The organism is Chitinophaga sp., assembly GCF_035761305.1.
GTDB lineage: Bacteria > Bacteroidota > Bacteroidia > Chitinophagales > Chitinophagaceae > Chitinophaga.
Genome location: NZ_DASTRI010000036.1, coordinates 1 through 25,845 on the forward strand (window position 1 = coordinate 1; position 25,845 = coordinate 25,845).

Here is a 25,845-nt window from a genome sequence, read left to right on the forward strand (position 1 = left end):
TACCCGCCTTTTTATAGTTTTGTCCTGTTCAAAATAAATTGTATAGAGAAATGATGAAGCACATCCAGCTCTGGTTTTTTAAGATAGCCTGTATAGTAGTGGTATGCCTGTTTGGTTCGTTTACCGGCGTTTTTTCACAAAGCAAAAGCACGGACGGGCCTAAGATCGTGAACATCGTAAACTTTATCCGTTTGCTGGAGCCCCGCGACGCCAAGATCACCGAAGATGTGCTGTACCAGACCGTGGTAAAGCAGGTGGAGATCATGAAAAAATATAACCTGCCCGGCACCTTCCTGCTGCAATATGACGCCTTAATGGATGCCCGGTACCAGCAGCTGCTGGCAGGGCTGCCCAAAGGCTCGTTTGAGATAGGGGCCTGGTGGGAGATACCGCAGCCGCTGGTGGAAAAAGCCGGGCTTAAATGGCGGGGCCGCTACCCGTGGGATTGGCGGGCCAACATCGGGTTTTCCACCGGCTATACGCCGGAAGAGCGGGAAAAGCTGATAGATGTGTACATGGCAGACTTTAAAAAGATCTTCGGCCGCTATCCCGCATCTGTTGCCTCCTGGTTCATAGATGCGCATAGCCTGGGCTATATGTATGAGAAGTACCACATAGTGGCATCCGCCAACTGTAAAGACCAGTACGGAACCGACGGTTATACGTTATGGGGTGGCTACTGGAACCAGGCCTACTATCCCAGCAAAATCAATTCTTACATGCCTGCACAGCACGCGCAGCAGCAGATACCGGTGCCCATTTTCAGGATGCTGGGCAGCGATCCTGTAAGGCAGTACGATAATGGCGTGGGCAGCGGCAGGCAGGGCGTTGTTACCCTGGAGCCGGTATACCGCTTTGGCGGCGGCGACAGCGCCTGGGTAAGCTGGTTCCTTACATCCTTTACCAACGATCCATCCCTGGGGTTCAACTACACGCAGGCCGGGCAGGAAAATTCCTTTACCTGGGAGGGGATGGCCAAAGGATTTGAGATACAAATGCCGCTTATTGCAAAGCTGCGGGCAGCGGGCAGGCTGAAGGTGGAAACCCTGGAACAGTCGGGCCGCTGGTTCAAACAGCGTTACCCTGTAACGCCGCCTACTTCCTTTGCCGTAAGTAAAGATATAGCCGGCAGCTACCGGCAAACGATCTGGTTCAACAGCCGTTTTTACAGGATGAACATCCTGTGGGAGAACGGCCGCCTGCGCATCCGTGATATACATTTGTTCAATGAAAACCTGGCCGATGTTTATACCACGCAGGTGGCTACCGCTAATGAATGTACGTTTTTTACCCTGCCGGTGGTGGACGGTTACCTGTGGAGCAACCAAAACCTGCTGGCCGGGCTGCGCCTGAAAGCTTTAATAAAGGGGAAAGAGGTTTTACCGGAAGGTAAAGCGGCGGTGTTTAAAAACGTTGGAACAAAAGCCGTGCATATATCCTGGCCGTTAACAACTGTAAGCGGCACGCTGGAAATAGACCTGGATGAAAAAAGCTTTCACATGCAGCTGGTGAGCAGTGAGCCCTGCAGCTGGTACCTTGAGCTGAATGCAGCGGCAGGCGCGCAGCTGCCTTTTGAGCAGGTAACCCCGCAGCAGCTGCATTGCAGCTTTGAAGGCATGCCGTACACTTTGCAGGCGGTAAAGGGAGGGTTTTCAAAACCGGGTAATGGAGCGGTTTTGAGGATAACGCCGCAAAGCAATGCTATACTTTTACATTTTGCATCTTAGATCTATGATGTTACATTTTTGGGGTTGGCCCCCGCTTGTGCTTCGGCATAAGCTTTAAAATTCTGCAGCACCCCTGCACAAAAACGCCGCTGCTCTTCCAGCGGCGTTTGACCTTCCGGTTCAAAGGTTTCGGTAATGGTTGCGCCGTTACCTGTTACGGCGAAAACATTGGTGGTTGTTCTGCCGTCATCCAGCGTGTAGCGCATCAGCTCATGACGCACCACCTTATCGTAAGCGCCCTGGAAATCAAAACCGGCGCTGCCGTCTTTTTTTTCCATCACAAAAAGGAACCGCCCGTTAGTACGGGGATCATTTTCAACGCGGGCAGTACGCCAATCTCCCGAAGGCTGGTTCCAGTTAATAATGTGCTGCGGCGCCGTCCAGTATTCCCAAACAGCCGCCAGCGGCGCATTTATAAATGCCTCAACAGTAATAGTTTGTTTTTCCATTTCATGAAATTAATATAACAGACACACATTTATGAGGGGCGGTTGGCTCATTATGGGGTGGTGTTTGCGACAAAAAATAAGGAAGCGCCTCTCGTGGCGCTTCCTGGTTTAACAAGCATTGGAAGTTCAGTTATTGGAAATTTGTATCTGTTGGTTTGGACGGTTGCGCTGCTTTCATATCGCGCGTATTTTTTTGCACGGCAATGGCCGAGAACATGCTGAGCACAAACGACATGGCGTAAAACCCTTTTTCGCTTTTGCTCATGTCGGCATTCCACAGCCCTACGGTTAGCAGCACAATACACAGTATTGCGGAAAACCAGGCAAGACCGTAGTAAATGCTGGTAACGGGAATACCTTCAAGCTGGTCGCGCACGGCTTTTTGCAGGGAAATAGCGGAGAACAGGCCAAACATTAATACGGTAAAATAATATCCCTTTTCATTGAGCTGCATGTTGGCATTCCACAGGCCGATAAAAAAAGCAACCATGCCGGTTAAAAGCCCCACCCAGGAGGCGGCAATAAAGGCAGCTGAAGGCTGCTGGGCATTTTTTTGTTCCATAGTGTAACTTTATGGAAGCAAAGCTAGGGCGGGGGAGGAACAGAACTTTTGACATTGGTCAAAATCACGCATCGTAAATGTTAAAGCCGGCTGCGTACGCGGCTCAAGGTTTCCTGCGACATGCCCAGGTAAGAGGCTATATAGCCCAGCGGCACCCTTTCAATAATATGCGGGGTGCGCTTTAACAGGTTTTCATACAGCTCGGCGGCGGTTTTAAACTGTCCGTTTACATAACGTTCCTCCAGCCGCAGGTAATATTGTTCATACGCAATGCGTGTTAGCCGTTCCACTTCGTGGTATTTATCCAGCAGGCCGTTGAGCGTTTCCCTGGAAATGGCCCACAGCACACAGCCCTCCATCAGCTGAATGTTCTCTACCGCAGGCTCCTGGGTAATAAAGCTGTGGAACGATGTTACAAAGTCGTTCTCAAACCCGAACCAGTGCGTTACTTCCTTGCCATCCAGGTTATAAAACCCGCGCAGGCAGCCCTGCTCCAGAAAATATAAATGCCGGCATATTTTCCCCTCAGCAATAAGCAGCTCATTGCGGGGCAACACCAGTTGGGTAAAACAGTGCTGCAGCTGTTCCTGTATTGTTTCACTTAAATGATGAATGTTCTTCAGGTGCGTTAACAGTTGTTTCATAGCCGCATGTATATAGGGAGAAAACCGGCGCAAGTTACATAACCGGCATTATAAATACCAGTTTATTGCTGCGGCAGGTGCTGCAAAGGCACGGCGGGCGCAGCGCCGTATTGTGTTTTACGGAAGGTTTGCCCAGGCGGCACAAAGTTGTTAAAGAAACCGCCGTTCTTCATATAAAGCTCGCCATGCAGCATACCGCCAGCATAATCTTTACGGTAGTTGCCTTTGGCAGTAGCGTCAACGCTCAGCGTTGCCCGTGTTATGGGCTGCCAGCGGCCGTCAGGGCCGGCTACCCATTGATGCGTGAAGTAGGCCATGCGGGTTTGATCGCCATTATCCGGTATGAAATTTTCCACAAAGGAATACAGGCCGTTCAGGTAGCTGCTGGTTTGCGGCCGGCTAAAGCTGGCCACCAGCCACCATTTGCCGGCTGCTATATCTTTAAAATAAGCGGTAAAGACAGTGGCATTTTTAACAGGATCCGGCTGGGCGCATACTAAAAACCCATAGCTTTTACCAGCTTGCCAGGGGTATAGCATAAAGCTTTGACCGCCTGCGCCTTCATTGCCAAAATCATTGGCATGCACGCTTTTCCCTTTCTTTATTAAAACAATCTTCATGCTGTCGGGTATGGCTTTGGGATCGTTGGTATTAAAGGGGCTCCATACCGAGAACAGGATGCGCCGCTCCGAAGCTGAATTTACCTGCATGCCAAAGTAGCCTTCGCGGAAGCCGCCGGCCATAAAGTACGAGCCGGTTACATCCATTTGTGCAGGCACATTTATCTCGCTGTAAAAGTATTTTACAGCAGGCTTTACCGCTTCGGGAACATCATACCTTAAATGCACAGAGGGGCCCCTGCGCCCGTAATAGAAGGAGCTGCCGGGTTTTACAAACACCAGGTCACTGTCCGGCTGCGGCAGCTGTATAATAAGGTCACTCACCTGTGCATATACAGCGCCTGTTTTACGTATACCCCGCAGCGTTACCTTTACATAGCCGGGCGCTGTAATATTGAATGTGCCAATGGGAATAGTATCATAAGCGGTATTGGTTACCTCTTTTGTGATGGTTGTTGCTGCCGCCGATACGGATATGCTGCTTTCCCCTTCCGGCACCCGCGCCTTTAGCAATAAACGCACCGGCTGTGCCTTGCTTACCCTGAAATACACTGCAGGTATGGAGGCCGCATCGCTCCAGCCGGTAAGGCCTTCATCTGAGATGGTAGCCGGTTCATTTACCCAGGCATTGCCGCCCAGGGGAATAACAGTTTGCACGGGCGGTTGTGCGGTTTGGGCAACAGCGCCGGTGTAAAACAGGCACCCCGTCAGCAGCAGGATGGCAGGTATTTTCATATTTTCATTGGTTTAAATTTTCTGCCGGCAGCTGGTCAAATAAATAATATAACGGCGACTCCTCCAGCACCTTCCGCTGGCCCTCTTCCCATTTAATAAGGCGTATAAAGCCTTCCGCAATCTCAATGCCTGTAATGTCGCCGTCGTTAAAGCAGCAGCAGCCTGTATTAAAGTAGGAGGGTTGCGCCATGGTTTTTACAAATTTTTTGCCGGCATACTCCGCGCGGCGCTTTTCCAGCGCTGCTTCCAGGTTGTTTATAAGCATGGTGTTGCCTGCCTGTTTTGCCTTTTCCAGCTGCTTCGTGAGCCGGTCTATATGATCCAGGGAGGCAAACACCGGTTTATGCGTGTGCCCCGAGATCAGGAATGTGTTTTTAAACTGCAGGGTCCATTTGTACATGATAATGTTGTGCCGGTCCACCAGGTCAAACGAGTCGGAAATGGTGTTTACGCTAATGTCCAGGAAACGCTGAACCGGTGTCCAGATGGCAGCTACAAACCATTTGGAAAAGGCATTGCCGTCGCTGCGCTTGTCGCCCTGGTGGCCATGCGTTAGCAGAAAAGAGTAGGTATGGCTGTTATAAGGCACCTGCAGTATAAGCCCCTCATACACCTTCAGCTTTTTACCGAACAGGGGCCGCAGGAATTGCTGCCGGGGCACTGCGTAATTCCATTCCAGGTCATGATTGCCGAAAATGCGGTGGTAGCGGTCCTGCTGCAGGAACTTTGCCTCTTCCAGCAATGCCAAACGGTTCTTTTCAATAACCGTGGCAGGCGTGTTTTCCCACAACTCCTCACAGTCGCCTAAATTAATCAGCGTGTAGCCATTGCCGTAATACCAGCCCAGGGCAGTCATGTAATTATCCGCGGCACGCAGGAAATCGTCTGCCGCATCCCTGGCGCCCTTGTGCTGGTCGGAGAAAATGATAAAGCGCGTGTTTTCCGGCAGGCAGGAAAAAATAACGCCCCGGTTTGTTTTACCGCCAAGGAGGTCTTTCCGCAGCTGCGTAAGGGAGCTGAAAATAGCCGCTTCCTCCGGGTGGGAGGATAGCTTGTCGGCCAGCCATATCACGGGCTTACGGAATATCTTCTGTAAAAGCTTTTTCACATTTATGCGCATTAAAAGGGCAACACATGACTAAAACAGCGCTAAAATAGCAGCTTTCCCCGGGAAACAGGCAAGGCAATACTAAAAAGCAGGGCGCGGCAATGTGCCGGTGCGCTAGGCCTGCAACGTTTTCCCGTTTACAACAATCCTGCTTACATCCAGCCGGCCGCTGACCATGTTCACAGCTACTTTGCCGTTCTTCAGCGTAACATTGCCAAAGCCGCCGGCCGTGCTCAGGAAGCTGGTGAAATCACCTACCCGGGAATGCACGTACAGGGTTTTATCCACCGCATCGTACCGCAGGCCGGTTAATGCCTGCAGCAGCCCGTAGCTGGCCATGGCCCTTGCATACCAGTGGCCGCACTCGTACTCATTAAAGGGGTTGCGCACCTGCCCGTTGTAACGGTTACGGCAGGTCCTTACGATATCAAGCCCCTTTTCCACTTCACCCATCATAACCAGGTGCGATGCTACCTGGTATTCAATGCCCGTCCATGCCTCATTGCTGTAAACAAAAGGCAGGGAAAGCTTGCCGCCTTTTGGCCAGGAGCACAGCAGCAGCCCGCCTTCCGCGCCCAGCGCGAATGTGGGCCTTTGCGGGTTAACATGTTCCGCCAGGTTTTGCCGCAGGTTATATTTATGCACTGCCTGCAGGTGGCTTTTAATTTTATCCGGGTCGGCAATATCATCCAGCCCGCACATGCGCGCTATCCAGGCGCCTAGCACACCGTCTGACAGGCAGCCGGCGCCATACTGGTATTTAGGCCCTTCTTTTTGGAGCAGCGCCAGCGCTTCGGGTGAGTAGCCGGTGCTGAACGATTGCGCCTTTACGGGATCGGGCGCATGCAACCCTTTCCACTGTATCTGCTGGATAAAATATTCGCCGTTGTACAGGGCATTCTCCAGCTGCGTTCTGCCTTTTTCATACAATGCTTCATAGGCCGATACATCGTGCCCCAGGTATTTTCCCATGGCCGCAAATGCGCGCAACGCGCCCAGGTAAAAGCTGGTGCACATGCCGGTAGCGCCCCAGAACTCAATGTCGTAGGTATTATGGTGCGGCTCTGCTATCATGCCTTTTTTATCCGGGTCCCAGGTGCGTATGCAGTAATCCAGGCTTTTTTGCACAAAAGGATATTTCTTTTCCAGCCAGGCTTTGTCATTGCTGATACGCCACTCGCGGTACACCTTCATAATACCGCCCAGCTGCCCGTCGGCTGCGGCATGAAAGGTGTGCCGTGCTTTGGTAATAGGCATGTTGGCGCGGAATACCTGGTGGCCTTCCCCATCCTGGTTTTCGGCAAACTCCGTGTCCCGCAGGGTTCTTTCCAGTGCCGGAAATAAATGCGGCACGGCCTGCGCATAGTTCCATACGTGCGTGCAGGAGCCGTGGCAGCTGCCCCAGCTGTCGCCCGAACCTTCCCATGCCCAAAAGCGGCCATCGTGCACGCGCATGACAGTAGTGGATTTCAGGATGGTAAGGTTAGCGGCTATTGCTTCCAGCACTTCCGGCGGCAGGGTGGAGTTATAAAATGCCCGCCGGAACAGCAACGATTGTTGCTGTAATGATGCATAATTATCTTTCCAGTAACCTGCTACATCCTGTATGTTTTTAAAACGGCTGGCGTACCAGGGGCGGTAGTACCTTGCGGGCGACTGATCCGCTTCATCTGCCGGCTCAAACTCGCCGATCCTTAAAGTGGAGTGGGGCACATACCAGGCCATCATTACCCGGATGGTTTTTTGCTGCCCCGGCGCCAGCGTAAAGGGCACGTATAACGATGCGCCGGGCGCGTCTTTGGGTACCGGCGGCGTATTTTTCAGATCGCCGTTGCTAACGGTTTGCCACACCATGGTTAATGGATCAAACCATCCGCCCCGGAACCAGCAATGGTCAACCACCGTGGCCGGTTCATTGGTGAATATGGCAAAATGCCCTTCTTTGGCCGGCGCCTTGCCGGTGCCGGCAGCGGAAAGTATAAAGCCATGCTGCATGCCGCCAATGGAATGCTCCGCTTCCGGCTGCTGCATAAAGTTCCTGGAGTGGTACGAGAAAACAGCTTCCTGCGGGCTGCTGCCGGTATTTTTAAAAGTATATTCCAGCGCGCCCACCGGCAGGCCTGAGTGGTCGGCGTTATTGGGTATAAAAGGGTTCCAGGCCTGCATACTAACGGCAAGGGGTATATCCTGGTCTGTTATTTCCACGGTACAAAACGGGAACCGGGCCTCAAATGCTGCGCTGTTAAACCGGGGCAGCCCCCAGGTTGCGCCGCCGCGGCCACCCAGGCCCGAGTCGTGCTGCCCGAACTTTTTCCAGTCAGGCACCGGGCCTTCCAGCACTTTGGGCGTAGCCGCGCCTTTTACCCGGATGGCGGCAAACATGGCCGGCTCATTGTAAATATCCGGTACGTGCCTTACAGACATATGTGAAATGGCGCCGGTGCCTTCCACGCAGAACATGCCGGTGCCAATGCCGCCTATGGGAAATGCTATTTTGTTGTTGAATGCGCCGGCGTAAGGGCCGTTATAAGGGCGCGCAGCTGCAGGCAGCCCGGTGCTTTCCGCGTTGTTTACAGCTGTTTTGTTTGTATCTGCCGCATGCAGCGTTAAAGGCGCAAGACCTGCACCAAGTCCGCCCAATGTGATTTGCTTTAGGAAATCGCGGCGCCTGTTCCTGTTTTTCATACGTGAACGTTTTTGGGTTACCCGCTTAAATTATGCAATAATGCAATAAACTGCTAGTGCAGGGTAAACCAAAGCCAATATCTTATCAGAAATTGAAAATTTTTAACAGCTTTCACCACCCGTTCCGGGGCAGGGCGTGGTACCTAGTGCTGGTGAATACCCCGGCTGTCTTGGGCAGGCGCATAACAAAGCGCGATTGAACGCTCATGGCCAGCCTGGCCAACCGGGTGTGCAGCCATTTCTTTGGCGCGGGTTTTCGCATAATACCCGCCCCTCATTTTCTCTTTCCCGGAATATTTTTCCATTTCCTGGAAAACAGGAGCGCCTGCAAATGCATTAATCCACTGTTTTTAAACGGTTTGTATAACCGGCATGCCTTTGGCGCTGCAGGTAGGCAACAGCCGCCCCACGGTTAACAGCAAAATCTTATATCTATGAAAAAGAAGCATGTGGCCATTATCGGAACAGCAGGAGCGCCCGCAAAGTACGGCGGGTTTGAGATCCTTGCGGGGCATCTTATTACCGGGCTGCAAAGCCGTTTTGAAATGTCGGTTTACTGCAGTGCAAAAAAATATCCCAAAGAAAGCCGCATAAAAAACTATAACGGCGCCCGCCTGTTTTACCTGCCTTTTAAAGCCACCGGTATACAAAGCATTTTTTACAACTGTTTCAGCATATTGCATGCATTGTTTTATGCCGATGTGCTGCTGGTGCTAGGCGTAAGCGGCGGGTTTATGCTGCCTTTTGTAAGGCTGTTCACCAATAAAAAAATTGTGACCGCAATAAACGGCATTGAGTGGAAACGCGGCGAAAGAAGCAGGCTCGCGGGCCTGTACCTGTGGATGGCGGAATGGATGGCCGTTAAATATTCGCATGCAAATGTATCGGATAACGAAGCCATAAAAGACTACACGGCTATCCGCTACAAAACCCTCAGCACCATGATTGAATGCGGCGCCGATCATGCGGTGAAGGAATCACCCACCCCGCAGGACCTGGTCCGGTACCCTTTCCTGCGCAAGCCGTACGCCTTTGCGGTAGCCGATATTGAGCCGGAAAATAATATTCACCTCATACTGGATGCTTTTTCCCGGCTGCCGTTGCAAACCCTGGTGCTCACTGGTAATTGGGGCCGGCATAAATATGGTTTGCAGCTGCGGAAAAAGTATGCCGCCTGTTTAAACATTCACATGATGGACCCCGTGAGCAACCCGCGGGAGCTGGATGTGCTGCGGGGCAACTGCTTTGTGTACCTGCACGGCCACAGCGCCGGCGGCACCCACCCGTACCTGGTAGAGGCCATGTACCTGGGCCTGCCGGTTATTGCCTACGGCGTATCTTATAACCGGGCTACTACCGAAGGCCGGGCCTTTTACTTCCGCTCCGCCGAAGATATTGTTCACCTGCTTAACACCAGGCGCATGCCGCAGTACCGGCAAACAGGCGCAGATATGCAGGCCATCGCCTACCGCCGCTATACCTGGAAAAATGTTGCCGCCCGTTATGCCGGGTTGCTGGATAATGTGGTGAGCACAGCGCCCCGGCAGTATCCTGTGCCGCAAATGACGGCCCATGTGCCGTACGGCAGGCTGCTGTTCATAGTGCTTACCTGTATCAGTATTTATGCGCTGCCGCTGGTGCAGGTTATAGCCCTGCAGGTCATAGCCGTGGCGGTATTCACCAGGGTGAGGGTGCTGAAGCTGAACTATGATTTCCAACGCTGGAACCGCTTTGTTAAGCAAAGAGAAACATTGTAAGTGGTTGATGTATATGTTTTTATATGATAATTATATTTTTTTATAATAAGCAGTTCATATGGGTGCAAATATTTCCTAAATTCAGATATAAATCTGGGTTGAATGGAGAGCTACAGTATTTTTATTGTTGAAGATGACCCATGGTACGGCGAGATTTTGGAATATCATCTATCCTTAAATCCTGAGTACAGCATCACACGTTTTACCTGCGGGGCGGATTGTATGAAAAACCTGTACAGGCGCCCCCAGCTGATTACCGTTGATTATACGCTGCCGGATATAACCGGCATACAGCTGCTGAAGAGCATACGGGCGGCCGACCCCGACGTGCCGGTAATTATTATCAGCGCACAGGAAGATGTAGGCACAGCCGTAGAGCTGCTGAAAGCCGGCGCCAATGATTACCTGGTAAAGAACGATAATACCAAAGACCTGCTGTGGAATGCCGTAATAAAAATACGGGAAACCCAACACCTTAAAAAAGAGGTAGAGCAGCTGCGCCAGGAGCTGGGCCATAAATACGACCTGGAAAAAGTAATGCTGGGCAATGCCGCCGCTATGAAAAAGGTATTTGCCCTCATGGAAAGAGCCACCCGCACCACCATTAATGTATCTGTTACCGGCGAAACAGGCACCGGCAAAGAGCTGGTAGCCAAAACCATCCACTACAACTCAGACCGCGCTAAAAAACCGTTTGTGGCTGTGAACATGGCGGCCATTCCCGCAGACCTGCTCGAAAGTGAGCTGTTCGGGCATGAAAAAGGCGCTTTTACAGGCGCCATAGCACGTAAAACCGGCCGGTTTGAGGAAGCCAATAAAGGCACCCTTTTCCTGGATGAAATTGCAGAGCTGAACCTTAACCTGCAAAGCAAGCTGCTGCGCGTGCTGCAGGAGCGCGAGCTTACGCGTGTGGGCGGCAACGAAAAGGTGAAGCTGGACATACGCCTTATTGTAGCCTCCCATAAAAACCTGGCGGAAGAGGTAAAGCAGGGCCGTTTCCGGGAAGATCTTTTTTACCGCATTATTGGCCTGCCCATTCACCTGCCCCCGCTGCGCGAGCGCGATAATGATATGCTGCTGCTGGCCAAAGCCTTCCTGGAAGAAGCCTGCCGGGTGAACAGGCTGCCGCCCCTGCAGCTGGGCAGCAGCGCCCGCGAAAAGCTGATGCAGTACAGCTTCCCCGGCAATGTACGCGAGCTGAAGGCGGTAATAGACCTGGCCGCCGTAATGTGCGATGGCAGGGAGATAACCGCCGAGAATATTACGTTTACACGCGTAGGCGGTAATAACTTTTTATTGTCAGAAGCTAAAACGCTCAAAGAATATGAAAAGCTGATCATTGAGCATTACCTGCGGAGAAATAACAATAACATACAAAAAGTAGCCGATTTGCTCGACATCGGTAAATCAACCATTTATAAGCTGATCCAGAATAAAGAAATAAATGTGCATTCTTAAGTCAGCATTGCTATGCCATGTGAAATTCAGATGTAATAACTATGGGGTTTAACAAACTGCTGGAAAAACAGTTAAAAAAGTACCTGCCGGGGATAGATCTTACCGGGCAGCCGCACCTGCTGCGCTTTCTGCAGGCGGTAAATAATTCGTATGAAGCCTATGAAAGGGACCATACCGCGGAGCAGCGCATGCGCCTGGCCCTGCAAACCATTGAGGACAATATATGGGAATATGATTTTGATAAACGCAGGATGGTATTTGCCCAGGTTGATAAGTCGATCCTGAAGCTGGACCGCCTGGAGTATGTTGACCAGCATGATGAGTGGTGGGACGTTATTTATGAGGAAGACCTGCCCATTGCAATAGATATATTCCGGAAGTATAAGCAGGGCGCCATCAGCAAGCATTCTATAGAATACCGTATACACAGTGCAGACGGTACCGTTAGATGGATTTTGAACCGCGGCGGCGTTATAGAAAGGGGAGCCGATGGCCGGGTAATAAAAATAGTAGGCGCCATAACGGATATAGATACACTGAAAAAAGCGCAGGCGGCGCTGCGCGCTACCGCCAACCGCTTATCCGGGCTGCTGGCCAGCCTGAATGCCGGGGTGCTGGTGGAAGACGGCAACGGGAAAATTGTGCTGGCCAACCAGCAGTTCTGTAACCTGTTTGCCATACCGCTTCCGCCGGAAGCGCTGGCAGGCATGAACTGCGTGGAATATACCCAACGGGCCAGGTTCCTGTTCCGTGACCAGGAGGGCTTTCTGCAAAGGGTGCGGGAAATTGTTGATAAACGCGAAGCCCAGGCAAGAGAGGAGCTGCAAACAATAGACGGCAAGGTGCTGGAGCGTACCTATACCCCCTTATTTATCGACGGCCAATATGAAGGCCATCTCTGGAAGTACAGTGACATTACCAGCCGTAAACAGGCGGAGCTGGAGCTTACAGCCGCCCGGCAGGCCGCGGAAGAATCGGCCCGCGCCAAGGAAAACTTCCTGGCTAATATGAGCCATGAGATACGTACCCCCATCAGCGCCATTTTAGGTATGAGCCGTCAGCTGGGCGAAACCAGCCTGAATGCGGAGCAGGCTTTTTTCCTGGGCACCATTAACAAGGCATCTGAGCACCTGCTGGTGATCATTAATGATATACTGGATATTTCCAAGATAGAGGCCGGCATGCTGCAGCTGGAATGCATCGGTTTCCGGCTGCACGAAGTAGTAGGGCAGGTGCTGCAGGTAATGATGATACGCGCAGAGGAAAAAGGGCTGGCCCTTTCCATGCAAGTGGAGGCCGACCCCTCGCTGGTATTATTGGGCGACCCCTTTCGCCTGAAGCAGGTTTTACTGAACCTGGTAAGCAATTCCATTAAGTTCACGGAAAAAGGCGGCGTTACCATTACCTGCCAGGTGCGCCCCACCCGTCCTGCGCGTGTAGAGGTAATGCTTTCCGTAACCGATACCGGTATTGGTATGGAGCCCACGTTCCTGCAAACCATTTTTGAGAACTTTACACAGAACGATAAAACCACTGCCCGCAAATACGGCGGTACAGGACTGGGCATGTCTATCTGCAAGCAGCTGGTAGAGATGATGGGCGGCTACATTGAGGTAAAAAGCCAGGTGAATGCAGGCACCACCGTTACCTTTCGCGTGCCTTTTGCCACCGGCGCCGAAAAGGATATACCCCGCAGGGAAAAGCTCACCGCCAATACCTCCATACTGCGCAACTGCCGGGTGCTGCTGGTAGAGGATAATGATATTAACCAGCTGATAGCATCCATTATCCTGCGTAAATACGGTTTACAGGTAACAGCCGTAAACAATGGAAAGGAAGCCGTGGAAGCCCTGGCCGCCGCCTCTTTCGACGTGGTGTTAATGGACATGCAGATGCCGGTGATGGACGGGTTGGAGGCCACCGCCTATATCCGCAGGCATATCAGCAAACAGGTGCCGGTTATTGCGCTTACCGCCAACGCCATTAAAGGAGAAAATGAACGGTGTATTAACGCCGGCATGAACGATTACATATCCAAACCCTTTGAAGAAGAGCTGCTTATAAATACCATTGCGCACTGGGTGAAAACGGAAAAAACACCAGCCATACCCGGTAGGTTGTATAGCCTGCAAAAGCTGGAAAAAATGTGCGGCGGCGATAAACATTTCCTGGACAAAATGGTCGGGCTTTTCCTGGAGCAAATTCCGCCCGCCGCAGCGCAAATTGCCGCTGCCTACAGCAATAACGATTTCCCTGCCATTGCCTTCCTTGCCCACCGTATAAAACCCACCCTGGATAATATGGACATTCATTCATTGTATTACGCGGTGCGGCGTATAGAGGTACTGGCCAAAGAAGGCCGCGCCACGCCTGAATTCAGCCAGTTGGTGGCGCAGCTGCAATCTGTTATTGAAGAAGTGGCAACATCCTTATCTTTGCCATCCTGAATTTTCAGGCGGGAATGCGTGGCTACCTGTCATCCTTATACGTAAAAGAGGATGTAACAGATTTTTTTGCTTTCTTTACCGGTAAATTTCTTAAATTATGCAATATCGGATCTTACTGCTGCTGCTTTGTTTTGCAATGCCTGTACTTGCGCAGGACACTACTACTTACCTGGAACAGCAGGATATTCCCTACCGTAGCGGCGAGCAGACCGATTATATGAAAACACGCTGCCGCCTGGATATTTACTATCCCGCACGGCATGCCAATGTACCGGTTATTGTGTGGTTCCACGGCGGGGGATTAACCGGCGGCAGTAAGGAGATACCTGCTGCGCTGAAAAAGCAGCATATGATTATCATAGCTGTAAACTACCGTTTAAGCCCAAAGGTAACCTGCCCGGCCTATATTGAGGATGCGGCGGCAGCCGTAGCCTGGGCGTTTAACCACGCAAAGGAATACGGGGGCAACCCGTCAAAGATTATTGTATCAGGCCACTCTGCCGGCGCTTACCTCACGGAAATGGTGGGGCTCGACAAGCAATGGCTGGCGAAATATAATATTGATGCAAACCGCATAGCGGCCCTGTTTCCCTTTAGCGGGCAGGCCATCACCCATTTTACGGTGCGTAAGGAGCGCGGGCTTGGCGATACGCAGGTGATTATAGATACTTATGCGCCTTTATACCATGTACGGGCCGATGCGCCGCCCATGTACCTTTACACCGGCGACCGCGAGCAGGAAATGCTGGGCCGTTATGAGGAAAACGCTTACCTGGCGCGCATGATGAAGCTGGCCGGCCACAAGCGCACCTACCTGTATGAATTTGACGGTTTTGCGCATGGAGATATGCCCGGACCCGGTTTTCTGCTGATGCTGAAACAATTAAAAACCTTGTGGTAACGCGGGTAGTTTTATATTTACAGCCCTGCAATTATAGATTTAAACATAAGTATGGCCGAAAGAGAAAAATATATCCTGCTGGCAGATGATGACCTGGAGGACCAGGAGATATTGACAGAAGCAATTTTGGCGCATGACGATCAATTAGTGATCAAAACCGTTATAAACGGGCCGCAGCTGATCCGGCACCTGGAGGCATGTGCCCCGCAGGAGCTGCCAGGCCTGGTGATATTGGATTATAAAATGCCGTTCTTAACCGCCGCAGAAGTGCTGGACAATATTGGTCACGACCCGCATTACGCCACTATTCCCAAAGTGGTATGGAGCACCTCCCGCCAGCCGGAGCACATGAAAGAGTGCCTGGAAAAAGGCGCAATGGCCTATTTCATAAAGCCTTCGGGGCAGCAGGAGCTGAAAGAGCTGGTAAATAAGCTGATAGCCATAAAAAACAACCAGGCAGGTTAATACCCGTTCTCGGCCGGCAGGTAAATATCAAAGCGGGCGCCTTCACCTGTTTTGCCGCTGGCATATATGGTGCCTTTGTGGTTTTGCACGATCTTTTTGCATAGGGAAAGGCCAATTCCTGTACCCGGGTAGCTGTCACGGTTATGCAGCCGCTCAAACATCTCAAATATCTTTTCCGCATGCTCCGGCTCAAATCCTATCCCGTTATCCTGTATTGATATTTTATGAAACAGCTGTGAGGCCTGGCTTACAGCATCTGCGGCAACGGCCCGCGCTGTTTCACAGCTTACCTGTATGTGCGGCCTGCGGCTGCTGTGGTGGTATTTAAGCGCATTGCCCACCACATTATCAAACAGCTGGCGCACCTGGAAAGGAATGCCCCATATATGCGGCAGGGGTTTTATTTCCAGTACAGCCTGTGTTTGGTCAATGGTTTCCTGGTGAAGGGTTTTAACCTCATCCAGTATGGTATTCAGGTCTACGGGTTCAAATATGGCGCCGTCTAATGTGCTTTTAGTATAGGTGAGCAGGTCTTCAATGAGCCGCTGCATACGCCTGGAAGCGTCTGCAGCGCGTTTCAGGTAATTCCGTTCTTTTTCCGGCAGCTGCAGCGTATCATTATCCAGTACCGTGGTAGTGTAAAACAGCACTTTTCTTAACGGTTCTTTTATATCATGGGCCGCTGCATAGGTAAAGTGCCGCAGCTCGCTGTTCTGCGCTTCCAGCAGCTGGGCATGGCGCCTGGTTTCATCTTCCGCATTTTTACGCTCCGTAAGGTCGCGGGTAACTTTGGAAAAGCCGATTATATTGTTATCAGCGTCGTGCAAAGCAGTTATAACAATGCTTCCCCAGAACCGGGTGCCGTCTTTTCTTACCCGCCAGCCTTCATGCAGGGCTTTGCCGGTTTTGGCCGCCTGCTCAATCAGGCTTTCGGGCACGCGTTTCTGCTGGTCTTCCGGCTGGTAAAATATCCTGAAGTGCCGGCCTACAATTTCATGCTCCTTATATCCTTTTATTTTTTCCGCGCCTTTATTCCAGTTTTGTATAATACCTTCCCGGTTCAGCAGTAGTATGGCATAATCTTCTACTTCCTCAATCAGCTTGTGGTGGCGTTCCTCTGCTTTCCGCAGCTCATCGTTCCACCGCCTGATCTCTGCGGCCTGCGCTTCCGTCGTCATCCGCAGCTTTCTTTCATTTTCTTTCAGCTCCTGTTCGGATCTTAATACATCCGTAAAATCTATCAGCACGTTAATGGCGCCGGACAGGTTGCCGGTACTGTCAAAAACAGGCCTCGGATGCATTTTTATATATCTTTTTTTACCATCCGGCTGCTCAGCCATCAACAGGTCCAGCGTTACCGCATGGCCTTCCTTCAGCGTTAATGCCAGCGGGCTGTTTTCCGCGGGCAAAAAGGCGCCGTCTGCAAAATAAAGCTTTTGAAAGCCGGTCCACCGGTCTTTCCCCGGTTCGGGCCTGCGCCCCCATAGCGTTACTGCTGCGGGGTTATACGACGTAATATATCCATGTACATCCGTGCTGTACACAGCTACCGGCAGTGTTTGTATCAATTGCTGGTAATAGGCTGCATTTTCCCCCGCTATATATTTCAACTCCCCGGAAAATGCATCATCGTGAACAGGGCCATTTAATGGCGTTATCTCCATAACTTCAAGACGGTGTGGTTTAATCAAGCTTAATTTAAGTTAAAATAGTTAAATATCCTTTTACTAATCCATAGTGCAGGCGCTTCGCTTATTATACGCCTGAAATAAATCCCTGCTTTTTCATTTCCTTATACACCACCTGGGCCGTAGCGTCCATCAGCTTATCTACATTGGAGGGATCTACCGAAGTGGTGGTGCTGCTCCAGATCAGCTTATCCCTTTTCAGGGAATATACATTGGTTTCTACCGTGTAGGTTTTGGTGGTTTTATAATAGCCCGGATCATAGAACGCGTTCCATGCATTCCAGTAGTAACCCCAGAAACGCCGGTAGTAAAAGGGGTAGGGGTAAGCGCCGTCCCTTACGTACTGCTTGTCTTTTTGCACATCTGCCAGCCGCATTATCACAATACCATCAAAGCCTTCGTCTTTAAACTTTTCGCGCAGCGAAGCTTCGTCTTCTTTGGTAATATCTTTTGTGAGGTAGTTATAAGAAGGCACTGCCTTGCCGCCCAGCATAGCTACCAGCCGGTCTTCGGTTGACCGGCGGTACGCTTCGGACTTTAACAGCGCCACTACCAGTACTTTGTTCAGCTTTGATACATCTACACTCACGTCAGGATCGCGCCAGCTTTTTTCAATGTGCACAGGGGTGCCGCAGGCACCTAACAGGTACAGCCCCAGCAGCAGGCTCATCATCTTTTTCATATGCGATTGTTTGTAGTAATATAATTGTATGCACAAGGCTGTTACTGGCCAGCGGTTCCGGATGCGGATGCGATGGCCTGTATGCGCATCAGGTGCGTACGCAGCTGTGGCAAGGTTTCAATGGCGTATGATTTTAATGCAGGGTCCTGTCCGCCGGATGACTCTTTCTCAAACAGGGCAATGGTTTCTTTATGGTCTTTTATCTGCGCATCAATGTAAGCGGCATCAAACTGTTTATCGCTCAGCGCTTCCAACTCCTGCGCCTTTTTCTGGTGTTTGGCGTCCGGTTCAGTGGGCAGGGCCGCGCCGTTATTTTTGCGCACAATAGAGTCCAGCTTTTTCAACGCCAGGGTATGGTCAGCTACCATCATCTGCCCAAAGTCCCTTACATCGGGAGATGCGGCTTTTGATGCCGCTATTTTACCGGCAGCTATCTCCGCCAGGTTGCCCCGGGCTGCTTTCATCACAAAAGCCCTGTCTGCCTGTGCCTGGTGGCCTGAAATAAAAGGAATATCTGTCCATGACAGCAGTATGCAGGCTGTACACAAGGCAAAAAATCCTGTTACCTTTTTCATAAGATCGGTTTTTAAATGAAAAACAATAAAGGCGTTATTGGTAATACAAAGAATATTCCGATCATGATAACCCGCTGCAGGAGGCCCGCAGCGCGCCAGATAAGGGGAAATAGCCGGCAGGCTCCACGGCGTGGGCTTTTGCAGCTATACAAAGTGGGGATGGCTTACAACAGTTGGGGAATAAACATGGGCGGCAAAGAAGGCGGTAGCAGCCGGCAGGCATTATTGCGGCAGAAATTTTTCTACAACCGTGTACAACTGGTTTATATGAAAAGGTTTTTCTATGAAGGCATCTGCCAGTGAGGCGGTAATAGCGGCGTCGGTGCAGGTTTTAGCGGTAAAAAGCACGATGGCTGTTTTTTGCTTTTCCTGCCTCCGCTTTTTTATCTGCCGGCAAAGGTCCATGCCGTCATAGTCGCCCAGGCACACATCCATCAGCAGCACATCGGGCTTATGTTCCTTCAGGAATAAATGCAGCAGGGAGGGATCATTCAGCGTAACAACGTCCATTTTTCTCCGCTTCCCAAGAATAAAGGTAACGGCTTCCAGGACATCCCGGTTATCATCAAGCACCAGTATTTTAGACATAAGAATGTTTTAAACATTCACAACAGCCAGGGCGGCTGTTTGTAAAACAGTGTTTTGTGGCTTCTCTGCAAAACCAAACTTGTGCTACAAATTTAAGGTGCAGTATGATCCTAAAAAAACACCGGCGTCTTCAATAACTGGCGCCTGTATATGTTACTGTCAGGCGCTTTTTTTACGGTGGCCTGCGCTTTTACGCTTTTCAGGTAAATAAATGATCCGGCGAAGCATTTGCCGGGAGGGCGCTTCCCGCAGGTGATAGCGGAAGTCGGCCATCATGCGCAGGTTAATAACGGTTTTATCCACTTCACCGTTTTCTTTTACTCTCCGCAGCAGCTTGATGGCCAGCATGGCAAATACGGCGCTTATAAGGAAAAAGATGTTCCAGGTATAGGTATGCAGGTGCGGCAATGGCCCGGTAAGGGTATGCTGCCAGGCCGAGAATGAGTCGGCCAGCAGGCCGCCCAGCAGCGGCGCAGTGGCGGAAGCAGCGGCAATGATCATGCTTTTGGCCGTGAGGTACACCATACCCTGCTCTTTGGCCGCCAGCTTAATGCCAATATTGTTCAATGAAAGGTTAATGCCCGCGGTAGATATGCCGCTGCCGATATTAATAAATATAAGCAGCGCTGTAATGCCCGCCAGTGACGACACCAGCGCCGTAAGCGCCCATGCCAGCAGGCAAAAGGTGTATATGGGCGCACAAATGTACAGCACGTTCTTATTGCTGTACCGGTCAATATACCGTCCCCACATGCGTACAGAGAAAATGCTGCTCACCTGTGAAAGCAGCCCCAGTGCAATAATGCCGGACAAAGGCAGCTGCAGGGCTTTTATCATATACACGTTAAAGAAAGGCGTGGCCAGGTTCAGGGCAAATATCCAGCTTGCGTTAAACAGCAGCATGTTACGGAAATTGCGGTCGCGTAAAGGCTGCCGCAGCTGGCTGAACACGTTTTTATTCACTACCTGCATACGCGGCTCCGGCACGCGCGACAGCATCCACACGCCCACCATGCCGGCCACACCAGCCAGCATAAACATAGTGGTATAGGCAATGATCTCCTGCTGCGGGTGGTGCGATTTAATATAGTCAACCACCAGCGCCGAAGTAAGGCTAAGCGTAACATTCAGCGTTTGGCAAAGCCGCGTGCGGCGCGAGAAAAAGGAGCCGAGCATCCGCTCAGGCACCAGGTCTTTCATCCATGAGTTCCAGCTGGTGCCTACCAGCGAGCCAAAGAAGTAGTGAAAGCACAAAAAGCTGATGAGCGCATACAGGCTGGCGCCGCCGGAAAACAGCAGGGGCAGCGTGCCTATCATCAGCAGCGGAAAACGGGCCAGGAACGAGCCCGCCACTGCAATCACCCGGCGGTTGCGGTACCGCTGCAGCAGCCATAGCGATAGCAGCTGAAAAATGTTGGTGAAGGTTGGCAAAGCCGCCAGCACCCCTATCTGGAAATTGGAAGCGCCCAGTTTCAGCGCAAGGGAGGTTAAGAAAGCGCCGCCGGTTAATACAATCATTGTTTCAGCCGCCATGCCGTCGCGGATGGAGAACTGCAGGCCCTCCTGCACTTCTGCCTCCGACAGGCGCTCAGAGGGAAGTAATTTCATAGGTGTATACGGTTATTTTTTGAAGGCATGCAAAAACATGCTGATACATAATGTTGTGGTCTGTTAATGTTGTAGTATTAATGCAATTACGGTTATCCTGTTGTATCGCTGTGCCGGTCTTACTGTTGACTAAAAAATGCCACACAAAATTAACCGGTTTTAGCGGTAAAAAACAATGATGTACCCGGTAACTTTAGTTGTAGCTGCTCTGTAATGCTTGCGGGTAAAGGATTTGGTGATTATGCGCCTGCTGCCGGGTATTGGCATGCACTTCTGGAACAGTTTGTGTGAAACACTGTTACGAGCTTAGGCATAGCTGCTTTAACCTATTTCATTACCACTTAACTATTACACATGTACACTTTGGGTATTAACGCCGCATTTCACGACTCATCAGCGTGTCTTATGAAAGACGGGCAGCTGCTGGCTGCCGCGGAAGACGAGCGGTTTACGCACATCAAGCACGGGAAACGGCCGGTTCCTTTTTCTACGTACGAGCTGCCGTTTCATGCTATTGACTATTGCCTGAAAACAGCCGGCATACATCTTTCCGATATAGATCATGTTGCTTATTCTTTTGATCCTTTCATCCTGCTGGGCGAGCAGGCAAAAGACCGCAGCAACATCAGTATTCCGCTGGAGCCTTCCCGGCAAAAGATGCCTGAAAAGTGGATGTCGCCCTGGGACCCGCTGTTCCTGAGCTATATTGTAAATGCGCCCCGGCAGCTGGTAGACGGTTATCCGCATCACCTGCAGCAGCGCTTTGCCGGCGCTGCCGTAAAACCGGAACAATGGCATTTTGTGGAGCATCACCTGGCGCACGCAGCCAGCGCTTTTCTGCCATCTCCTTTCCTGGAAGCAGCCGTGCTAACGGTTGACGGCCGCGGCGAAAAAGCTACCACTACCTTTAACATAGGCACCGGCAACAACCTGGAGCGTATTTCACAGGTGAATATGCCGCACTCGCTGGGACTGTTGTATGAAGAAGTAACGGGTTACCTGGGCTTTCTCCGCTCGTCGGACGAGTATAAGGTAATGGCGCTGGCTTCGTACGGCAAACCGGTATTTGTAAAGGATTTCCGGGAAATGATACACATGCATGGCAACGGTGATTTTACTATTGACAATGAGCGGCTCACGGAACGCTTTGGCCCTGCCAGAAAACGCCATGAGGAATTTACCGCGCATCATTTTAACATTGCCCACTCGCTGCAGGCCGTGCTGCAGGAAGCTGTGCTGGACCTGGCGCAGTCGCTGAAAACCGCTACCGGACAGGAAAACCTGTGCTTTGCAGGCGGCGTGGCGCTGAACTGTGTGCTGAACGCCACCCTGCGCGATGCCGGTATTTTCCGTAACATATGGGTGCAGCCCGCTGCCGGCGATGCAGGCACTTCACTGGGCGCCGCCATGTGGATAGATGCGCAGGAGCGCAAAACATCCGCCCGCTCTTTTGTAATGGAGCATGCCTACTGGGGACCAGCGTATAACGATGATGAAATTAAAGCCTTCCTGGACTGGACAAAAACGCCTTACCGCCGGCTGGAAAACGTAGCCGCAGCAACAGCCGCCCTGCTGGCGCAGGACAAGATCATTGGCTGGTACCAGGGCCGCATGGAGTTTGGCCCGCGCGCGCTGGGCAGCCGCTCCATACTGGCTTCTCCCATACATGCCAATATGCAGGCGCGCCTGAACGAAGTAAAGGACCGGGAAGATTTCCGCCCGGTGGCGCCGGTAGTAATGGAAGAAGACGCCGGCGAATGGTTTGAGCAGGCAGGTTATTCTCCTTTTATGCTGTTTGTGTACAGGGTAAAGGACGATAAAAAAGACAAGATACCCGCGGTAACCCATGTGGATGGCACGGCCCGTATACAAACCATTAACCGGCAGCAGCATCCGCGTTATTACGACCTGCTGAAAGCCTTTAAGGAAAAAACCGGCGTGCCGGTGCTCATTAATACCTCTTTCAATACCCTGGGCAAACCGATTGTATGCACCCCCCGCGATGCGCTGGAAGCTTTCTGGTCTTCCCCTTTTGATGCGCTGGTAATAGGTTCATTTTTAATTGAAAAGTAGTATGGAAAAAAAGATCTCTGTAGTTATTCCCACCTACCGCCGCCCGCAGCTGCTGATGCAGTGTATTACAGCGCTGGCCAGGCAGCATTTTGAGCGGGATGATTTTGAGGTGATCGTAGTAAGCGACGGGCCTGACAGCATTACCAAAAAACAGGTAGTGTCCTGGAAACATACCGGCCTGCTGGACATCCGCTACATTCCGCTGCCCGCCAAAAAAGGCCCCGCCGCTGCCCGTAATGCAGGCTGGCGGGCTGCCGGCGGCGTCATTATTGCTTTTACCGACGATGATTGCCAGCCGGATGAAAACTGGCTGCGCAACATCTGGGAGCAGTATTGCTCGCAGCCGTATATTGCTTTTACCGGCCGCGTTATTGTACCGGCGCCGGAAAAGCCAACAGATCATGAATGGAATACCGCGCAGCTGGAGAAAGCGGATTTTATTACCGCCAACTGCGCCTGCACCCGCCTGGCCCTGGAAAAAACCGGCGGCTTTGACGAGCGCTTTGAGCTGGCATGGCGGGAAGACAGTGACCTGGAGTTTAAGCTGCTGCTGAACAACATTCCTATTGTTCACCTGAACAATGCAATAGTAGTACATCCCGTGCGGCCGGCAGACTGGGGCATAAGCCTGCGCGAGCAGCGTAAAAGCATGTTCAACGCGCTGCTGTATAAAAAATACCCCGAGCTGTACCGCCGTAAAATACGGCAGTCGCCGCCCTGGAACTATTACATTATGATTGTGTCGCTGGTAGCCGCCCTGGCCGGGTTGCTGGCGCATGCCACCTGGCTTACGGTTATAGCATTGCCGGTATGGCTTATATTCCTGGGCGCCTTTATTAAAAAGCGGCTCACCTATACCAGCCGTGCCTGGCCGCACGTACTGGAGATGGTGGTCACTTCCATTTTTATTCCTTTCCTCTCTGTATACTGGAACCTGTATGGCGCTTTCAGGTACAGGGTTTTATTTATTTAAACTGCCGTAATGAAAAAAATAGGCATTTTCAGGGCCTTGCAGCTGGGGGATATGTTGTGCTCCATACCTGCTGTACGCGCGCTGCGCGCCGCGCACCCCGATGCGCATATCACGTTACTGGGCCTTCCGTGGGGTAAGGACCTGGTGCAACGGTTTAACCGGTATTTTAACGCGTTCATTCATTTTCCCGGCTTTCCCGGCCTGCCGGAGCAGGAGGTGGATGTTAGCCGTCTGCCGGAATTTTTTACCGCCATGCAGCAGCAGGAATTTGACCTGGTGTTACAGATGCAGGGCAACGGTTCCATTGTGAACCCCATGGTGGCCTTAATGGGCGCCCGCCATACTGCGGGTTTCTGGCGTAAGGCCGATTATTGCCCCAACCCCGATTATTACATAGAGTACCCTGGTGATGTGCCGGAAGTAATGCGCCACCTGGTGCTCATGCAACACCTGGGCATCCCCTGGCAGGGCACATACCTGGAGTTTCCTTTAACGGCGCAGGACCATCACGACCTGGCTGCTGCGGGGCTGCCGCTGCGCCAGCCCTATGTGTGCGTGCACCCTGGATCAAGGGGCGTATGGCGGCAATGGCCGCCGGCTGCATTTGCAGCGGTGGCCGACAGCATTGCGGAGCAGGGTTACCAGGTGGTGCTTACCGGTACAGCGGCTGAAGCATCCATACTGGATGCGGTAGCCGGCCATATGCGTTACCCTGCCCTTAATACTGCGGGGCAAACCAACCTGGGCGCCATGGGCGCATTGCTGAAAGACTGTGCGCTGCTGCTTTCCAACTGCACGGGCGTAGCGCATATGGCAGATGCGCTGCAAACACCCAGCGTTGTTATCAGCATGGACGGGGAGGCGTACCGCTGGGCAGCGTTGGACACAACATTGCACCGCACCATTGACTGGACTAAACAAAAAGATATACAAAAGGTAAAAACAGCGGTGCTTTCCTTACTGCAGGAACGTGGTAACCGCTTCACCGTTCCGCCGCTTGCCAGTTTTTCCTAGCAGCTCCAGCACGGCCTGTACGGCATTTTCAACAGTGGCCGCGGGCAGCTCCCGTTTATCAAATTCGCGGCAGGCAAAGCGTATCACTTCATTATTGCTTTGCAGCAGGGTAGGCACATCAAAGTACAGCACACGGCTGTGCGCCTGCCAGGGGGTATGTTGCGGATTGGTTTTGGCGTATAATATTACTTCCGGCGTGCCAACAGCTGCCGCAAAATGTGCGGCGCTGGTGTTTACAGACAGCAGCAGGAGGCTGTGCCTGATAAGGGTAATAAAGGCTTCGAGTGTTAGCTGCCCCACCACGGAAAATGCGCCGGGGCCTATGCCGTTCACAATGCCCTGCACCCATTCCTTTTCTGCATCTACCCCTGTAAAAACCAGCTGGTGGCCGGGCAGTGCTTCCCGCAGCCGGTGGCCTATGGCTATCCAGTCTTTCCCGGGATATTGTCTTTTGCGCTCGCTTACGCCGGCATGCAGCAGCAGCCAGGGGCGGTGCGGGTTGGCGCCGGCTGCCTGCAGCTGCTGCTGCACGCCGGGCCATAAGCTTTCGTTTACCTGCAAATTCAGCTTGCTGTTAATGCTTACGGCTCCGATGTTCTTCACCAGGTCAAGGTCGCGCTGCACCTGGTGGTGTATAAAAGCATAAGGCTCTTTTTCTGGCACCCAATGTGTAAGCAGCCCATAAGGGTTTTCCCGGCAATAGGCCAGCCGCAGCGGAATACGGGCCAGGTAGGCCAGCATAATGGCCGGCATGGGGTTTTGGCTGTACACCGTAAAAACAACGGCGCCGTCAAACTTACCGTTGGCAAGCTGCTGCACCAGGTTGTTAAAGGCGCTGCTGTCGGCTGCGGTGTTTGTTTTCACCCAGGGCGCATCAAACAGCAGCACGTCGTCAATTTCAGGAATGCTGGCCGCCAGCGGCTGCGCCATGGAGGAGGTAAGCAATGTAAGGTGGCAGCCCAGGCTTTGTTTCAGGGCGCGAAGGGCCGGCTCGCTCATTAAAAGATCGCCCATATTATCCAGCCGTATGCATAAAATGCGTTTACAATGCTGCCAGTCTGCGGATATAGTTTTTTGTATTGTCAT

General features: G+C 51.8%; 22 protein-coding genes. 9 read left to right on the plus strand and 13 right to left on the minus strand.

All coding sequences use genetic code 11. From position 1 onward, the window contains the following. Positions 1–50 precede the first annotated feature (50 nt). A complete protein-coding gene (locus VFS25_RS03750) occupies positions 51–1,727 on the plus strand; it encodes a hypothetical protein (RefSeq protein ID WP_326460777.1) in 1,677 nt (558 codons plus the stop codon). A gap of 2 nt (positions 1,728–1,729) precedes the next feature. Here the strand turns inward: VFS25_RS03750 and VFS25_RS03755 are convergent, their stop codons facing one another. The 7 genes from VFS25_RS03755 to VFS25_RS03785 all read right to left on the minus strand — a co-directional run bounded on the left by VFS25_RS03755 (position 1,730) and on the right by VFS25_RS03785 (position 8,792). Then, positions 1,730–2,176 (minus strand): SRPBCC domain-containing protein, encoded by a 447-nt coding sequence (locus VFS25_RS03755; protein ID WP_326460778.1) that lies wholly within the window; start codon positions 2,174–2,176, stop codon positions 1,730–1,732. 130 nt (positions 2,177–2,306) lie between these two features. Then, the gene (gene yiaA / locus VFS25_RS03760; RefSeq protein ID WP_326460779.1) at positions 2,307–2,738 is read right to left on the minus strand and encodes an inner membrane protein YiaA; all 432 of its coding nucleotides are present in this window, start codon (positions 2,736–2,738) and stop codon (positions 2,307–2,309) included. 80 nt (positions 2,739–2,818) lie between these two features. Next, a complete protein-coding gene (locus VFS25_RS03765; RefSeq protein ID WP_326460780.1) occupies positions 2,819–3,382 on the minus strand; it encodes a Crp/Fnr family transcriptional regulator in 564 nt (187 codons plus the stop codon). A 62-nt stretch (positions 3,383–3,444) separates the two neighbouring features. Beyond that, on the minus strand, positions 3,445–4,737 hold the full coding sequence (locus VFS25_RS03770) for a DUF3472 domain-containing protein (protein WP_326460781.1): 1,293 nt from the start codon (positions 4,735–4,737) through the stop codon (positions 3,445–3,447). A 4-nt stretch (positions 4,738–4,741) separates the two neighbouring features. Continuing rightward, entirely contained in the window at positions 4,742–5,845 is a 1,104-nt protein-coding gene (locus VFS25_RS03775) for a metallophosphoesterase (protein ID WP_326460782.1), read from the minus strand. A gap of 114 nt (positions 5,846–5,959) precedes the next feature. Next, a complete protein-coding gene (locus tag VFS25_RS03780) occupies positions 5,960–8,530 on the minus strand; it encodes a GH116 family glycosyl hydrolase (protein WP_326460783.1) in 2,571 nt (856 codons plus the stop codon). Positions 8,531–8,642: 112 nt separating this feature from the next. Continuing rightward, positions 8,643–8,792 (minus strand): hypothetical protein, encoded by a 150-nt coding sequence (locus VFS25_RS03785; protein ID WP_326460784.1) that lies wholly within the window; start codon positions 8,790–8,792, stop codon positions 8,643–8,645. A gap of 172 nt (positions 8,793–8,964) precedes the next feature. On the opposite strand from VFS25_RS03785, the gene VFS25_RS03790 reads away from it, so the two are divergent. The 5 genes from VFS25_RS03790 (at position 8,965) to VFS25_RS03810 (ending at position 15,558) form a co-directional block, all read left to right on the plus strand. Beyond that, positions 8,965–10,287 (plus strand): DUF1972 domain-containing protein, encoded by a 1,323-nt coding sequence (locus VFS25_RS03790; RefSeq protein WP_326460785.1) that lies wholly within the window; start codon positions 8,965–8,967, stop codon positions 10,285–10,287. A 102-nt stretch (positions 10,288–10,389) separates the two neighbouring features. Next, entirely contained in the window at positions 10,390–11,745 is a 1,356-nt protein-coding gene (locus tag VFS25_RS03795; RefSeq protein WP_326460786.1) for a sigma-54 dependent transcriptional regulator, read from the plus strand. Positions 11,746–11,786: 41 nt separating this feature from the next. Further along, positions 11,787–14,192 (plus strand): ATP-binding protein, encoded by a 2,406-nt coding sequence (locus VFS25_RS03800; RefSeq protein WP_326460787.1) that lies wholly within the window; start codon positions 11,787–11,789, stop codon positions 14,190–14,192. 97 nt (positions 14,193–14,289) lie between these two features. Next, on the plus strand, positions 14,290–15,093 hold the full coding sequence (locus VFS25_RS03805; RefSeq protein WP_326460788.1) for an alpha/beta hydrolase: 804 nt from the start codon (positions 14,290–14,292) through the stop codon (positions 15,091–15,093). 51 nt (positions 15,094–15,144) lie between these two features. Further along, complete coding sequence (locus VFS25_RS03810) at positions 15,145–15,558, plus strand: response regulator (RefSeq protein ID WP_326460789.1); 414 nt, start codon at positions 15,145–15,147, stop codon at positions 15,556–15,558. On the opposite strand, the gene VFS25_RS03815 is transcribed toward VFS25_RS03810, so the two are convergent. The 5 genes from VFS25_RS03815 to VFS25_RS03835 all read right to left on the minus strand — a co-directional run bounded on the left by VFS25_RS03815 (position 15,555) and on the right by VFS25_RS03835 (position 20,699). After that, a complete protein-coding gene (locus VFS25_RS03815; protein WP_326460790.1) occupies positions 15,555–17,222 on the minus strand; it encodes a PAS domain S-box protein in 1,668 nt (555 codons plus the stop codon). The two genes, VFS25_RS03810 and VFS25_RS03815, sit on opposite strands and share 4 nt — an antisense overlap. 91 nt (positions 17,223–17,313) lie before the next feature. After that, positions 17,314–17,928 (minus strand): hypothetical protein, encoded by a 615-nt coding sequence (locus tag VFS25_RS03820; RefSeq protein ID WP_326460791.1) that lies wholly within the window; start codon positions 17,926–17,928, stop codon positions 17,314–17,316. Positions 17,929–17,969: 41 nt separating this feature from the next. Further along, the gene (locus VFS25_RS03825; protein ID WP_326460792.1) at positions 17,970–18,503 is read right to left on the minus strand and encodes a DUF4142 domain-containing protein; all 534 of its coding nucleotides are present in this window, start codon (positions 18,501–18,503) and stop codon (positions 17,970–17,972) included. A 222-nt stretch (positions 18,504–18,725) separates the two neighbouring features. Then, positions 18,726–19,091 (minus strand): response regulator, encoded by a 366-nt coding sequence (locus tag VFS25_RS03830; protein ID WP_326460793.1) that lies wholly within the window; start codon positions 19,089–19,091, stop codon positions 18,726–18,728. Positions 19,092–19,250: 159 nt separating this feature from the next. Next, positions 19,251–20,699: an MFS transporter gene (locus VFS25_RS03835; protein WP_326460794.1), complete on the minus strand. Its 1,449-nt coding sequence runs from the start codon at positions 20,697–20,699 to the stop codon at positions 19,251–19,253. A gap of 354 nt (positions 20,700–21,053) precedes the next feature. On the opposite strand from VFS25_RS03835, the gene VFS25_RS03840 reads away from it, so the two are divergent. From VFS25_RS03840 to VFS25_RS03850, 3 genes are read left to right on the plus strand one after another with little or no spacing between them, the layout of a single operon-like run. Further along, the gene (locus VFS25_RS03840; protein WP_326460795.1) at positions 21,054–22,772 is read left to right on the plus strand and encodes a carbamoyltransferase family protein; all 1,719 of its coding nucleotides are present in this window, start codon (positions 21,054–21,056) and stop codon (positions 22,770–22,772) included. 1 nt (position 22,773) lies between these two features. Further along, positions 22,774–23,745, plus strand: a complete 972-nt coding sequence (locus tag VFS25_RS03845) for a glycosyltransferase family 2 protein (RefSeq protein ID WP_326460796.1) — start codon at positions 22,774–22,776, stop codon at positions 23,743–23,745. Positions 23,746–23,754: 9 nt separating this feature from the next. After that, entirely contained in the window at positions 23,755–24,759 is a 1,005-nt protein-coding gene (locus tag VFS25_RS03850) for a glycosyltransferase family 9 protein (protein WP_326460797.1), read from the plus strand. Here VFS25_RS03850 and VFS25_RS03855 read toward each other — a convergent pair. After that, positions 24,703–25,845: a glycosyltransferase family 9 protein gene (locus VFS25_RS03855; protein ID WP_326460798.1), complete on the minus strand. Its 1,143-nt coding sequence runs from the start codon at positions 25,843–25,845 to the stop codon at positions 24,703–24,705. The two genes, VFS25_RS03850 and VFS25_RS03855, sit on opposite strands and share 57 nt — an antisense overlap.